Source organism: Streptomyces sp. NBC_00683, assembly GCF_036226745.1.
Lineage (GTDB): Bacteria > Actinomycetota > Actinomycetes > Streptomycetales > Streptomycetaceae > Streptomyces.
The window spans coordinates 5,217,487-5,231,658 of record NZ_CP109013.1; the positions used below are offsets into that span (position 1 = coordinate 5,217,487).

Genomic DNA, 14,172 nt, shown 5'->3' on the forward strand with positions numbered 1-14,172 from the left:
TTTCTTCGGCCCGGGCATTTTTTCGTGCACAGGGCATTGACTGCGACTTGTCGGGGACACGACCATTCCCCCACCCGCGAGAGATCGCTTCCGCATCACGGAATCCGGGGAGGTCTGTGTGTTTGTCCAGCAACTCGAACCCGTAGCCGATTCGCTAGCCCTGTCCGCACTTGTCGCCTCATTGCCACTGGTCACGGTCCTGGTCCTGCTCGGCGCCGTCCGGGTGAAGGCCCATCGGGCCGGACTCGTCGGCCTCGCCGTCGCCGTGCTCGTCGGCTGGCTCGCGTACGGCATGCCCCTCGGGCAGACCCTCTCCGCAGGAGCCCAGGGCGTCCTCTTCGGGCTCTTCCCCATCATGTGGATCGTGGTCAACGCCCTCTGGGTGTACCGGATGACCGTCCGCACCCTGCACTTCGACATCCTGCGGCGCTCCTTCGGCCGGCTCTCCGACGACCCCCGCATCCAGGCCCTCGTCATCGCCTTCTGCTTCGGCGCGCTCCTGGAGGCGCTGGCCGGCTTCGGCGCCCCCGTCGCCATCTGCTCGGTGATGCTCGTCGCGCTCGGCTTCGACCCGGTGAAGGCCGCCGTCGTCGCGCTGGTCGCCAACACCGCGCCCGTCGCCTTCGGCGCCATGGGCACGCCCGTCGTGACGCTCGCCCAGGTCACCGGACTGCCGCTGGACGACGTCGCATCGGTCGTCGGCCGCCAGACGCCGCTGCTCGCCCTCGTCGTGCCGCTCGTCCTGGTCTTCCTGGTGGACGGCAGGCGCGGCCTGAGGGAGACCTGGCTGCCCGCGCTCGTCTGCGGGGTGGCCTTCGCGGTCGCCCAGTTCGCCGCGTCCAACTACGTCTCGGCACAGCTCGCCGACATCGCGGCGGCACTGGTGGGCGCCGGGGCCCTGATCGCCGTTCCCGGTGCCCGCAGGCCCGCCGCCGAACCCGTACGCGCATCCGTGCTGACCGGCGCACGGAGCGAGGACCTCGACCAGGAGGACCCGCGCCGCGAGGTACTGCGCGCCTACGCCCCGTACGCCCTGATCGTCGTCGTCTTCTCCGTCGCCCAGATCCCGCCCGTCAAGCGGCTGCTGGCCGAGGCGACCCGCGTCTTCGACTGGCCGTTCCTCGACGTCGCGAACCCGGACGGCGAGGCCGTGGGCGCGAACGCCTTCACCCTTCCCCTCGTCGCGACCGGCGGCACCCTCGTCCTGCTCGCGGGCCTGATCACCGCCGTCGTGCTCGGCGTGCGGTCGCGCGACGCGGTACGGGAGTGGGCCGCCACCGTGCACGAACTGCGCTACGCGATCCTCACCGTGACCTCCGTGCTCGCCCTCGCCTACGTCATGAACCTGTCCGGACAGGCCGCCACCATCGGCCAGTCCGTCGCCGCGGCAGGCGCCGGCCTCGCCTTCCTCTCCCCGGTGCTCGGCTGGTTCGGCGTCGCGGTCTCCGGCTCCGACACCTCCGCGAACGCCCTCTTCGGAGCCCTCCAGGTGTCCGCCGCACGCGAATCCGGGCTCTCGCCCGAACTGCTCGCCGCCGCCAACAGCTCCGGCGGAGTGCTCGGCAAGATGATCTCCCCGCAGAATCTGACGATCGCCTGCGCGGCCGTGGGCCTCGCCGGCAGAGAGGGCGATCTGCTGCGCAAGGTCCTGCCCTGGAGCCTCGGCCTGCTGCTGGTGATGTGCCTCGTCGTGATGGCCCAGAGCACGGTGGTGCTGGGCTGGATGCTCCCCTGACGGACGGCGGGGGAGCGCCGGGTAGTTTGGGCGGTCCGTAAAGACCCCCAGGAGGACCGGCCGTGGTTGCTGATCTGTCGCAGCTCGTGAAGGCGTACGACGTGCGCGGAGTGGTGCCCGACCAGTGGGACGAAGCGCTGGCCGAACTGTTCGGCGCCGCCTTCGTCCAGGTCACCGACGCGGACGCGATCGTGATCGGCCACGACATGCGCCCGTCCTCGCCCGGCCTGTCCGCCGCCTTCGCCCGCGGAGCGACGGCGCGCGGCGCCGACGTGACCCTGATCGGCCTCTGCTCGACGGACCAGCTGTACTACGCCTCCGGGGCACTGGACCTGCCCGGAGCGATGTTCACGGCCTCGCACAACCCGGCTCGGTACAACGGCATCAAGATGTGCCGCGCCGGTGCCGCGCCCGTGGGCCAGGACACCGGCCTGACCGAGATCCGCACCCTGGTCGAGCAGTGGTCGGAACACGGCGCACCGGCCACGACCGCCACGGCGGCCGGCACGGTCACCGAACGCGACAGCCTCACCGACTACGCCGCACATCTGCTGGGCCTGGTCGACCTCTCCGGGATCCGCCCGCTCAAGGTCGTCGTGGACGCGGGCAACGGCATGGGCGGCCACACCGTGCCCACCGTCTTCGCGGGCCTCCCGCTCGACCTCGTACCGATGTACTTCGAGTTGGACGGCACCTTCCCCAACCACGAGGCCAACCCGCTCGACCCGAAGAACATCGTCGACCTCCAGGCCCGTGTCCTTGCCGAGGGCGCCGACCTCGGCCTCGCCTTCGACGGCGACGCGGACCGCTGCTTCGTCGTCGACGAGCGCGGCGAGGGCGTCTCCCCGTCCGCGATCACCGCCCTGGTCGCGGCCCGCGAGCTCGCCCGCAACGGCGGCAGCGGCACCGTCATCCACAACCTCATCACCTCCTGGTCGGTCCCCGAGGTCGTCCGTGAGAACGGCGGCACCCCTGTCCGCACCCGGGTGGGCCACTCCTTCATCAAGGCGGAGATGGCCGAGCACGGCGCGATCTTCGGCGGCGAGCACTCCGCGCACTACTACTTCCGCGACTTCTGGAACGCCGACACGGGCATGCTCGCCGCCCTCCACGTCCTGGCCGCGCTCGGAGGCCAGGAGGGCCCGCTCTCCGGCCTCGTCGACCAGTACGACCGCTACGCGGGCTCCGGGGAGATCAACTCCACCGTCACCGACCAGGCGGGCCGGCTGGCCGCGATCAAGGCGGCCTACGGGGACCGCGACGACGTGACCCTCGACGAGCTCGACGGGCTCACGGCGACGAACGCGGACTGGTGGTTCAACCTCCGCGCCTCCAACACCGAGCCGCTGCTGCGCCTGAACGTCGAGGCACGCGACGCGAAGACGATGACGGCGGTACGCGACGAGGTGCTGGCGCTGGTCCGCGCCTAGGCCTCCCGGGTCGTGCGGGGCCGACGAGCCCGGCACGGCTGCCCGATCCGCGCCGGTTCCTGATACGGCTGTTCCTGGCCGATCCGGAGCGGCCCGACCGGACCGGGCCCGCAGAGCGGCCGCGAGGGCTTCCCGCACACTCGCCGCCGGATGCACCGCCGGTCAGGCCCCGCCGGGCCGCGCCCCTGTCGGCCCGGCGGTAGGCTGACGACGCTCCAGCTCCGTGGACCGAACCAGGTCCGCGCCCGATCCGTACCGCATGTTCGAAGGGACCCACCCCATGCCGCTCGAAGCCGGCCTTCTGGAGATCCTCGCCTGCCCGGCCTGTCACTCCCCGCTCGACGACAGGTCGGCAGCCGACAGCCCCGAGCTGGTGTGCACCGGCACGGACTGCGCCCTCGCCTACCCGGTACGGGACGGCATCCCGGTCCTCCTGGTCGACGAAGCCCGCCGCCCCGCGTAGTCCGCACGCTGATCAGCACGGTGATCGGAGGCCCACCGCCATGCTCGACGAGTCGTTGCTCGACGCCCCGGAAGCCCTGGCCCGAGCCGACCGGCGCGGTCTGCTCCGCGGCGCCGCCGAGGCCGGCGCCCGCGTCCGTACCGCCGCCCGGCACGCCGCCGAGGCGGGCATCGGCGCGCTGGCCCCCGAAGGCCGGCCCCGCGCCGTCCTCGTCGCGGGCCCCGGCACCGCCGCGGCGGGCGTGGCCGACCTGATCGGCGCCCTCGCGGGCGCCGCCGCACCCGTCACCCAGATCCGTCCCACCGGGGTCGCACCCGCCGCCGGAGCCCTGCGCTGGGCACTGCCCGGCTGGGCCGGTTCCCTGGACCTGCTGCTCATCGCCACGGCCGACGGCTCGGAACCGGGTCTCGCCCTGCTGGCCGAGCAGGCCTACCGCCGCGGCTGCACGGTCGTCGCCGTCGCCCCCGTCCGGTCACCGCTGCGCGAGGCCGTCAACGGCGTCCACGGACTCGTCGTGCCGATGGCCACGGCCCCGCACGGCGAGTACGACGCCGAGACCTCGGCAGCGGGCCCCGGCACCCTGTGGGCCCTGCTCACCCCGCTGCTCGCCCTGCTGGACCGGGTGGGCCTGCTCGACGCGCCCGCCGACGCGCTGCAGAAGGTCGCCGACCGCCTCGACCGCACGGCCCAGCGTTGCGGCCCGGCCATCGCCACGTACAGCAACCCGGCCAAGACCCTCGCCGCGGAACTCGCCGACAGTCTGCCGCTCCTCTGGACGGAGGGCGACGCCGCGGGCCCCGTCGGGCGCCGGTTCGCAGCCGTACTGGCCGAACTCGCCGGACGCCCCGCCCTCGTGGCCGAACTGCCCGAGGCGCTTCCCTCCCACGGTGCGCTGCTCGCCGGGGCCTTCGCCGCGGGAGCCGATCCCGACGACTTCTTCAGGGACCGGGTGGACGAGCCGGAAGCCATGAGAGCCCGGGTCGTCCTGCTCCGCGACCGCCCCACCGGCGGCCTCACCGCAGGACCGGCCGCCCGCGAACTCGCCCTCAGCCACGAGACGGCCATCAGCGAGCTCGAACCCGAGGAGGGCAGCGAACTCGAAGCCCTCGCGGAGCTCCTCGCCGTCACCGACTTCGCGGCCGTCTACCTCTCCCTGGCGTCGGACAACCGGGCCTGAAAAAGCCCTTGTTCGCCCCTTCCTCATCCCGCACCACCCGCCCCGCGCACCATACGAGGACGAAACTTCCATGGACCGGCTCTCCAACACCGTGCGCCCCTACGCATGGGGCTCCACCACGGCCATCCCCGAGCTGCTCGGCATCGCCCCCACCGGCGAACCGCAGGCCGAGATGTGGATGGGAGCCCACCCCGGAGCCCCCTCCCGTCTCACCCGGCCCCCGGGCGCGGAGCAGTCCCTCACCGACGTCATCGCCGCCGACCCCGAGCGCGAGCTGGGCCCGGCGGCCGTCGCGGCGTTCGGCCCCCGCCTCCCCTTCCTGCTGAAACTGCTCGCGGCGGGTGGGCCGCTCTCCCTCCAGGTCCACCCCGACCTCGGACAGGCACAGCAGGGGTACGCGGACGAGGAGAGCCGGGGCGTCCCGATCGACGCCCCCCACCGCACGTACAAGGACGCCAACCACAAGCCCGAGCTGATCTGCGCGCTCACGCCGTTCGACGGACTGTGCGGCTTCCGCAGGCCCGCGGAGGCGGCCGAGGCGATAGCGGCCCTCGGCGTCGACTCCCTCAAGCCGTACGTGGACCTGCTCCACGCCCGCCCCGAGGAGGCGGCCCTGCGCGAGGTCCTCACCGCGATCCTTTCGGCCGACCCGGACGAGATGGCGCACACGGTCCACGAAGCGGCCGAGGCCGCCGACCGGCTCGGCGGCGCCCACGCCCCGTACGCCCAGATCGCGCATCACTACCCCGGAGACCCGGGCGTCATCGCGGCGATGCTGCTGAACTACGTACAACTGCAGCCCGGCGAGGCCCTGTTCCTCGGTGCGGGCGTGCCGCACGCCTACCTCGGCGGTCTCGGCGTCGAGATCATGGCCAACTCGGACAACGTGCTGCGCTGCGGACTGACCCCCAAGCACGTAGACGTCCCCGAACTGCTGCGCATCGTCCGCTTCGAGGCCACCGACCCCGGCATCCTGCGCCCCGAGGCCTCGCCCGCCGGCGAGGAGCTGTACGAGACGCCGGTCGACGAATTCCGGCTGTCGCGCTACGCCCTGTCGCCCGGTGGAGCGCCCATCGCCCTGACGGCTGCCACCCCGCAGATCCTGCTCTGCACGGCGGGCGCTCCCAGGATCGGTGAACTGGACCTCGCACCGGGCGAATCCGTCTTCGTCCCGGCGGACGAACCGGTCGAAGTGTCCGGTACGGGAACAGTCTTCCGCGCCACCGTGGTGGTCTGACGTAACGTCCCCACGAGCGGCTGCAACAATGTCCGGCCGTACCGCGGCGCCCGTGCCGCAGCACCGAGGAAGGGACACCACGCACCCATGAGCGCGTCAGGCGGAACCAAGGCGATCGTGGCGGCACTCGCCGCCAACCTCGCGATCGCAGTGGCCAAATTCGTGGCGTTCCTCTTCAGTGGCTCGTCGTCGATGCTCGCGGAGAGCGTCCACTCGCTCGCGGACTCGGGCAACCAGGGCCTCCTGCTGCTCGGCGGCAAGAAGGCCCAGCGCGAAGCGACTCCGCAGCACCCCTTCGGATACGGGCGCGAGCGCTACATCTACGCGTTCCTCGTCTCCATCGTGCTGTTCTCGGTCGGTGGCATGTTCGCGATCTACGAGGGCTACGAGAAGATCAAGCACCCGCACGCGATCGAGGCCTGGTACTGGCCGGTCGGCGTGCTGGTCTTCGCGATCATCGCCGAGAGCTTCTCCTTCCGTACGGCGATCGTGGAGTCCAACCTGACCCGCGGCAAGCTCTCCTGGACGCAGTTCGTCCGCCGCGCCAAGGCCCCCGAGCTGCCGGTCGTCCTTCTCGAGGACCTCGGTGCGCTCGTCGGTCTGGTCCTGGCCCTCGTCGGTGTCAGTCTGGCCCTGGCCACCGGCGACGGTGTGTGGGACGGCATCGGCACCCTCTGCATCGGCATCCTGCTGATCGTCATCGCGATCGTCCTCGCAGCAGAGACGAAGTCGCTGCTGCTCGGTGAGGCGGCCGGAGTCGAGGACGTCGAGAAGATCAAGGGCGCGGTGGTCGACGGGGACACCGTCACCCGCATCATCCACATGCGTACGCTCCACCTCGGTCCGGAGGAGCTGCTGGTCGCCGCCAAGATCGCGGTCCGGCACGACGAGTCCGCCACCGAGGTCGCGGCCGCCATCAACGCGGCGGAGACCCGGATCCGTGCGGCCGTCCCGATCGCCCGGGTCATCTACCTCGAGCCGGACATCTACAACGAGGCAGCCGCCGAGGCCGGCACCAACCCGGGCAAGTCCCCCGGCGGCCCGGTACCGGTCGACCCCGCGGGCCCCGATGGTCCGTCCGCCCCGGACTCCCCGTCCGCCCCGGACTCCCCGGCCGAATCAGGCCACTGACCCGTCGAGGACCGGCCCGGATCGCGCCGGACGGCCCCGTGAGGGACCCCCGATGCCCGGGCGGGCTGGGGCTCACTGGGCCGTTCGGTGTAGATTCGTCGGAGTACCAGACGTCGCTGCTGATGGCGGTCGATCGGTTCGCACGCGCGGGCCGGCCGAGGGAGAGAGGGCCTCCGACGGACTGCACTGCGGATCACCCGGGCATTCGTGTGCCCGCACCGCCGCAGAGCCAGCCCAGCCCACCCTCGACCCATCACGAGGAGCAGCCCGTTATGACGACGGCCGCCAATCGCCAGGACTTCAAGGTCGCCGACCTTTCTCTTGCCGCCTTCGGGCGCAAGGAGATCACCCTCGCCGAGCACGAGATGCCCGGCCTGATGTCGATCCGCAAGGAATACGCCGCCACGCAGCCGCTGGCCGGTGCCCGCATCACCGGTTCGCTGCACATGACGGTGCAGACCGCGGTGCTCATCGAGACGCTCGTCGCCCTGGGCGCCGACGTCCGCTGGGCCTCCTGCAACATCTTCTCCACCCAGGACCACGCGGCCGCCGCCATCGCGGTCGGCCCGAACGGAACCCCGGACGCCCCCGCGGGCGTGCCCGTCTTCGCCTGGAAGGGCGAGACGCTGGAGGAGTACTGGTGGTGCACGGAGCGGGCTCTGACCTGGCCCAACACCCCCACCGGCGGCCCGAACATGATCCTCGACGACGGTGGTGACGCCACCCTCCTCGTCCACAAGGGCGTCGAGTTCGAGAAGGCCGGCTCCGCCCCGGACCCGTCGACCGCGGACAGCGAGGAGTACGCGTACATCCTCACCCTGCTGAACCGCACCCTCGGCGAGTCCCCGCAGAAGTGGACCCAGCTGGCATCCGAGATCCGCGGTGTCACCGAGGAGACCACGACCGGCGTGCACCGGCTGTACGAGATGCACCGCGACGGCACCCTCCTCTTCCCGGCGATCAACGTCAACGACGCCGTCACCAAGTCGAAGTTCGACAACAAGTACGGCTGCCGCCACTCGCTGATCGACGGCATCAACCGGGCCACGGACGTCCTGATCGGCGGCAAGACCGCCGTCGTCTGCGGCTACGGCGACGTGGGCAAGGGCTGTGCGGAGTCCCTGCGCGGCCAGGGCGCCCGTGTGATCATCACGGAGATCGACCCGATCTGCGCCCTGCAGGCGGCGATGGACGGATACCAGGTCGCCACCCTCGACGACGTCGTGGAGACCGCGGACATCTTCATCACCACCACGGGCAACAAGGACATCATCATGGCCGGCGACATGGCCAGGATGAAGCACCAGGCCATCGTCGGGAACATCGGCCACTTCGACAACGAGATCGACATGGCCGGCCTGGCGAAGATCGACGGCATCGTCAAGGACGAGGTCAAGCCGCAGGTCCACACCTGGACGTTCTCCGACGGCAAGGTCCTGATCGTGCTGTCCGAGGGCCGTCTGCTGAACCTCGGCAACGCCACCGGTCACCCCTCGTTCGTCATGTCCAACTCGTTCGCGGACCAGACCCTGGCCCAGATCGAGCTGTTCACCAAGCCCGAGGCGTACCCGACCGATGTCTACGTGCTGCCCAAGCACCTGGACGAGAAGGTCGCCCGACTGCACCTCGACGCGCTGGGCGTGCGGCTCACGACCCTGCGCCAGGAGCAGGCCGACTACATCGGCGTACCGGTCGAAGGCCCGTACAAGTCCGACCTCTACCGCTACTGAGCGGTCCGCCGGCCACCGGCCGGCGGACTATCGGCAGCAGGTACGAGCGCAGGCCCCCGCACCCCCGTGCCGGGGGCCTGCCCCGTACCGCCCCCGCACAGCCCGAGGAACCAGAAGGACCCCATGCCCCGCGGCCGGTATTCGCTCCACGACCTCCACGACCACACCCCCCTCGGTGAAGAGCACTTCCACTGCGCCCCGGGCCCCTCCGGCTGGCGCTACGTATCCCAGACCACGGCCCCGTCGGGCGACCACCTGGGCTCCGTCGACCTGGCCCTGGACGAGCTCGGCCGCCCCATCCGCCTCCAACTGCACGCCGCGAGCTGGCAGATCCGCGGCGCCGCCCTCGAAGGCGTCACCTGGGTACGGACCGACCCGAGCGGCACCCACGCCACCGAAGGCAATGTCCGCGCCCACGCCTTCTCCGGCACGTCCCCCGCGTTCCTCGTCGCCACGGCACGACTCCTGCGCCTCACCCCCGATTCCCCCGAGACCCGTGTCCGCCTGGTCACCTTCACGGACCCGGTCCTCGCCCCCCGTACTGTCGACCAGTCCTGGGCCCTGGTGAAGAGTGAAGCGCACGCCACTGACAACGGGTCCCTGATCGTGGACGAGTACCAGGTAAGCGCCTTGGACACCGGTGACCGGCACACCGTCCACATCGCCGGGGACGTCGTCCTCGCGGCTCCCGGTATCGAGCTCGAGCACCTGGAAACCCCGCCCTCCCCGCGCAGCCACTAGGCAGGCGGGGCGAACCCGGTCGCCGGCGGCCCGCCGGGTGCCTCGGCCGGAGACGTACCGGACGGCACCGCGGGGGACGCTGCACCCTCGACGGGACGGGAAACCTCTGCGGGCAGGAGCCCTGCGGCGGGTACCGCGTTCGTCGGCACCGGGACCGGCACCGGCGCCGGTGCCGTTCCCTGAGCACCTCGCCGCGCAGCCGCCATGACTCGCCGGACGTCCCGCGCCTGCCGCTCGTTCACGACCGCCGCCAAGTACGCCGCCGCAGGAACTCCCTGCGGAACCGGGACCCCCGTACGGCCGGCCAGATCGTCCGCCAGCCGCTGCGCGATCGACCCGCCCACATCTGCGTCGAGCTGGTGCATCCGCGTCAGGTACTGCCGAATCGCCAGCCAGAGGCCGTCCGGCACGGCGGACAGATCCAGTTGTGCGAAGCGCCCCACCAGCCAGGGCGGTGGCGGCGGCACGGCGACCGCCCGCCCGGTGGGGACCCGTTCACGTACGACGAGGGTCCCCGCGAACACGTCCCCCAGCCGCCGTCCCCGCGCCGACACCAACGACGCGATGCATCCAACGACGCCGAACGTGCCCAGGATCTCGACCACACCCATCGACCCCCGCACGAGCGCGTGCCGGAACCGGATGGGCCCGCCGTCGTCACGCACCACGCGCAGGCCGCAGGCCAGCTTCCCGAGCGAACGGCCGTGGCTGAGCGTCTCCACGGCGATCGGCCCTCCCACCAGCACCAGGAGGAAGGTGGCGACGGCGATCGCCGCGCTCGCGGCCTCGTCGAGCGTCACGGTCGCCACAGCGAGACCGATGGATATCAGAACAAAAACTGTCAGAACCACCGCAAGATCGATGGCGATCGCCAGCGCCCTGCTCGGCAGTCTCGCCGGCTGCAACCCCAGAACGACCGCATCCCCGGTCACGAGCTCATTCATCGCCGCCCACCCTTCGCCGCCCTTCCCTGCCCCTCGGAACCTCAGTCTGCCAAGCTGACCCGCAGCGCGCCGCAGTAGTACGGACCCGTACGCACCCATGCCTGGAGCAGCAGCCGACCATGGATCTCGACGTCTTCGTGACAACCCACCGCACCGAGTGGGACCGCCTGGACCACCTTCTGCACCGAGGGCGCAGTCTGACCGGTGCCGAGGCGGACGAACTCGTCGCCCTCTACCAGCGCACGGCGACGCACCTCTCCCTGATCCAGTCCAGCGCCCCGGATCCCCTTCTCACCGCGCGACTCACCCAGCTCGTGGCCCGCGCCCGCTCCACGGTGACGGGGACCCGACGTGCCTCGTGGCGTGACGCCGCACGTTTCCTGACCGCCGGTTTCCCCGCAGCGGTCTACCGCTCCCGGCACTGGTGGATCCCCACGGCCGTGCTCTCCGTACTTCTGGCCGCTGTCATGGGCTGGTGGATCGGCACCCACCCCGAAGTCCAGTCGGCGATAGCCGCCCCCGAGGACCTCCGCAGCCTGACCCGCCCCGGTGGGGAGTACGAGACCTACTACTCCAGCCACCCGGCGGCCTCGTTCGCCGCCCAGGTGTGGACGAACAACGCCCAGGCCGCAGCGATGTGCCTCGTACTGGGAGCGTTCCTCTGCATACCGGTGATCTGGATCCTCTTCGTCAACGTGCTCAACCTTGCCGTCGGCATCGGCCTGATGTCCTCGGCCGGCCGTTTGGACACGTTCCTGGGGCTCGTCCTGCCGCACGGCCTGCTGGAGCTCACCGCTGTCTTCGTGGCAGCAGGTACGGGCCTGCGCCTCGGCTGGACCGTGATCGACCCAGGACCTCTCAGCAGGCGCTCCGCCTTGGCCCAGCAGGGCCGGGCAGCCATTGGCATGGCCATCGGCCTCGCCCTGATCCTGTTCGTGTCCGGAGTCATCGAAGGCTTCGTGACCCCATCCGGGCTTCCCACCTGGGCCCGGATCACCATCGGGATCGCGGCTGAGCTGCTCTTTCTCGCTTACGTCTACATCCTCGGGGGCCGAGCGGTGAGGGCCGGCGAGACGGGTGATCTTGAAGCGGTCGAACGAAGCGCCGAGTTGCCCTCTGCGGCCTGAAGGCCGATGTGCGTCCACCCCTGCTGACCTGCTAGTGTCCTCCTCGCCCGCAAAAACTGTTGACACAGTCGGCGTGGGGAGGTAGATTTTAACGGTTGCAACGAACTGGACAAGTTCGGGTGCGGCGGTTAGAGTTCAACTCGCTCTTGTCGGGGACGAGATTCCCGAAGAGCCGATCGATTCTTCTCTCTTTCGAGCATTGACCCGGTTAGCTTCGGCTCAATTGCTTCTGATAAAGTCGAGTCAGCCGAAAGGCAAAGGCCAGTCCACAGGCCACCGGAATCAAATTCGGACCGGAAACGGAACGAAAAAGAGTCTGGTAAAGTTGGAACCGCTGGAAAGGGAAACGCGAAAGCGAAGAACTGGAAAGCGCAGTAACAATTCTCCTGCTTCGCAGGGGGCCCGCTTCGACCGGGAATCGGACACGAAAGAGTCTGATAGAGTCGGAAACGCAAGAACGAAGGGAAGCGCCCGGAGGGCCCCGGTGAAACGGGACCGAAGGAAGCGTCCGTTCCTTGAGAACTCAACAGCGTGCCAAAAGTCAACGCCAAATTTGTTGATACCCCGGCCCACTTCGGTGGGTTGGTGGTTCCTTTGAAGTCCTACTGGCCCATGTGGCGGGTAGGCAACATCAGCGAGGACGCTGTGGATGACCATCCCTATTCCGGTTGGTTGTCCCGCTCTTTTATGGTGCTCTCCCGATTACGGGAAAACATTCATGGAGAGTTTGATCCTGGCTCAGGACGAACGCTGGCGGCGTGCTTAACACATGCAAGTCGAACGATGAAGCCCTTCGGGGTGGATTAGTGGCGAACGGGTGAGTAACACGTGGGCAATCTGCCCTTCACTCTGGGACAAGCCCTGGAAACGGGGTCTAATACCGGATAACACTCTGTCCTGCATGGGACGGGGTTAAAAGCTCCGGCGGTGAAGGATGAGCCCGCGGCCTATCAGCTTGTTGGTGGGGTAATGGCCTACCAAGGCGACGACGGGTAGCCGGCCTGAGAGGGCGACCGGCCACACTGGGACTGAGACACGGCCCAGACTCCTACGGGAGGCAGCAGTGGGGAATATTGCACAATGGGCGAAAGCCTGATGCAGCGACGCCGCGTGAGGGATGACGGCCTTCGGGTTGTAAACCTCTTTCAGCAGGGAAGAAGCGCAAGTGACGGTACCTGCAGAAGAAGCACCGGCTAACTACGTGCCAGCAGCCGCGGTAATACGTAGGGTGCGAGCGTTGTCCGGAATTATTGGGCGTAAAGAGCTCGTAGGCGGCTTGTCACGTCGGATGTGAAAGCTCGGGGCTTAACCCCGAGTCTGCATTCGATACGGGCTAGCTAGAGTGTGGTAGGGGAGATCGGAATTCCTGGTGTAGCGGTGAAATGCGCAGATATCAGGAGGAACACCGGTGGCGAAGGCGGATCTCTGGGCCATTACTGACGCTGAGGAGCGAAAGCGTGGGGAGCGAACAGGATTAGATACCCTGGTAGTCCACGCCGTAAACGTTGGGAACTAGGTGTTGGCGACATTCCACGTCGTCGGTGCCGCAGCTAACGCATTAAGTTCCCCGCCTGGGGAGTACGGCCGCAAGGCTAAAACTCAAAGGAATTGACGGGGGCCCGCACAAGCAGCGGAGCATGTGGCTTAATTCGACGCAACGCGAAGAACCTTACCAAGGCTTGACATATACCGGAAAGCATCAGAGATGGTGCCCCCCTTGTGGTCGGTATACAGGTGGTGCATGGCTGTCGTCAGCTCGTGTCGTGAGATGTTGGGTTAAGTCCCGCAACGAGCGCAACCCTTGTTCTGTGTTGCCAGCATGCCCTTCGGGGTGATGGGGACTCACAGGAGACTGCCGGGGTCAACTCGGAGGAAGGTGGGGACGACGTCAAGTCATCATGCCCCTTATGTCTTGGGCTGCACACGTGCTACAATGGCCGGTACAATGAGCTGCGATGCCGCGAGGCGGAGCGAATCTCAAAAAGCCGGTCTCAGTTCGGATTGGGGTCTGCAACTCGACCCCATGAAGTCGGAGTTGCTAGTAATCGCAGATCAGCATTGCTGCGGTGAATACGTTCCCGGGCCTTGTACACACCGCCCGTCACGTCACGAAAGTCGGTAACACCCGAAGCCGGTGGCCCAACCCCTTGTGGGAGGGAGCTGTCGAAGGTGGGACTGGCGATTGGGACGAAGTCGTAACAAGGTAGCCGTACCGGAAGGTGCGGCTGGATCACCTCCTTTCTAAGGAGCATCTAGATTCTCTTCGGGGAATCCAGAGACCATTTCGTCGGCAAATGTTCGACGGTGGTTGCTCATGGGTGGAACGTTGACTATTCGGCACGACAGGTTGTTTTTGCGAGTACTGCTTCGGCGTGGAAAGTGAGAAGGATCGGTCGGGTCGGGCACGCTGTTGGGTATCTGAAGGTATGGCCGTAAGGCTGCCTTCGGTTGCCGGCC

At 68.7% G+C, this 14,172-nt stretch carries 10 protein-coding genes and 1 rRNA gene; 10 read left to right on the plus strand and 1 reads right to left on the minus strand.

All coding sequences use genetic code 11. The annotated features are described in order from the left end of the window. Window positions 1-118 precede the first annotated feature (118 nt). The 8 genes from OG257_RS23355 to OG257_RS23390 all read left to right on the plus strand — a co-directional run bounded on the left by OG257_RS23355 (window position 119) and on the right by OG257_RS23390 (window position 9,644). Window positions 119-1,735, plus strand: a complete 1,617-nt coding sequence (locus OG257_RS23355) for an L-lactate permease (protein ID WP_329210376.1) — start codon at window positions 119-121, stop codon at window positions 1,733-1,735. A gap of 62 nt (window positions 1,736-1,797) precedes the next feature. Continuing rightward, window positions 1,798-3,165: a phosphomannomutase/phosphoglucomutase gene (locus OG257_RS23360; protein ID WP_329210377.1), complete on the plus strand. Its 1,368-nt coding sequence runs from the start codon at window positions 1,798-1,800 to the stop codon at window positions 3,163-3,165. 280 nt (window positions 3,166-3,445) lie between these two features. Continuing rightward, complete coding sequence (locus tag OG257_RS23365; RefSeq protein WP_329215309.1) at window positions 3,446-3,628, plus strand: Trm112 family protein; 183 nt, start codon at window positions 3,446-3,448, stop codon at window positions 3,626-3,628. Between the two features lie 40 nt (window positions 3,629-3,668). Then, window positions 3,669-4,805, plus strand: coding sequence for an SIS domain-containing protein (locus tag OG257_RS23370; RefSeq protein WP_329210378.1), 1,137 nt, complete (start codon window positions 3,669-3,671; stop codon window positions 4,803-4,805). A 70-nt stretch (window positions 4,806-4,875) separates the two neighbouring features. Then, window positions 4,876-6,042, plus strand: a complete 1,167-nt coding sequence (manA, locus tag OG257_RS23375; RefSeq protein WP_329210379.1) for a mannose-6-phosphate isomerase, class I — start codon at window positions 4,876-4,878, stop codon at window positions 6,040-6,042. An 87-nt stretch (window positions 6,043-6,129) separates the two neighbouring features. Further along, on the plus strand, window positions 6,130-7,173 hold the full coding sequence (locus OG257_RS23380; protein WP_329210381.1) for a cation diffusion facilitator family transporter: 1,044 nt from the start codon (window positions 6,130-6,132) through the stop codon (window positions 7,171-7,173). Between the two features lie 272 nt (window positions 7,174-7,445). Beyond that, window positions 7,446-8,903 (plus strand): adenosylhomocysteinase, encoded by a 1,458-nt coding sequence (gene ahcY / locus OG257_RS23385; RefSeq protein WP_329210383.1) that lies wholly within the window; start codon window positions 7,446-7,448, stop codon window positions 8,901-8,903. A 123-nt stretch (window positions 8,904-9,026) separates the two neighbouring features. Then, window positions 9,027-9,644 carry a hypothetical protein gene (locus OG257_RS23390; protein WP_329210386.1) on the plus strand — a complete coding sequence of 206 codons (618 nt, stop codon included), beginning with the start codon at window positions 9,027-9,029 and terminating at the stop codon, window positions 9,642-9,644. Here OG257_RS23390 and OG257_RS23395 read toward each other — a convergent pair. Then, window positions 9,641-10,588 carry an RDD family protein gene (locus OG257_RS23395; RefSeq protein WP_329210387.1) on the minus strand — a complete coding sequence of 316 codons (948 nt, stop codon included), beginning with the start codon at window positions 10,586-10,588 and terminating at the stop codon, window positions 9,641-9,643. The genes OG257_RS23390 and OG257_RS23395 overlap by 4 nt on opposite strands. A 119-nt stretch (window positions 10,589-10,707) precedes the next feature. On the opposite strand from OG257_RS23395, the gene OG257_RS23400 reads away from it, so the two are divergent. Together OG257_RS23400 and OG257_RS23405 are read left to right on the plus strand one after the other, a co-directional pair. Continuing rightward, window positions 10,708-11,715 carry a stage II sporulation protein M gene (locus tag OG257_RS23400; RefSeq protein ID WP_329210390.1) on the plus strand — a complete coding sequence of 336 codons (1,008 nt, stop codon included), beginning with the start codon at window positions 10,708-10,710 and terminating at the stop codon, window positions 11,713-11,715. A gap of 715 nt (window positions 11,716-12,430) precedes the next feature. Further along, window positions 12,431-13,956: ribosomal RNA gene (locus tag OG257_RS23405) — 16S ribosomal RNA — on the plus strand. Window positions 13,957-14,172: the final 216 nt, after the last annotated feature.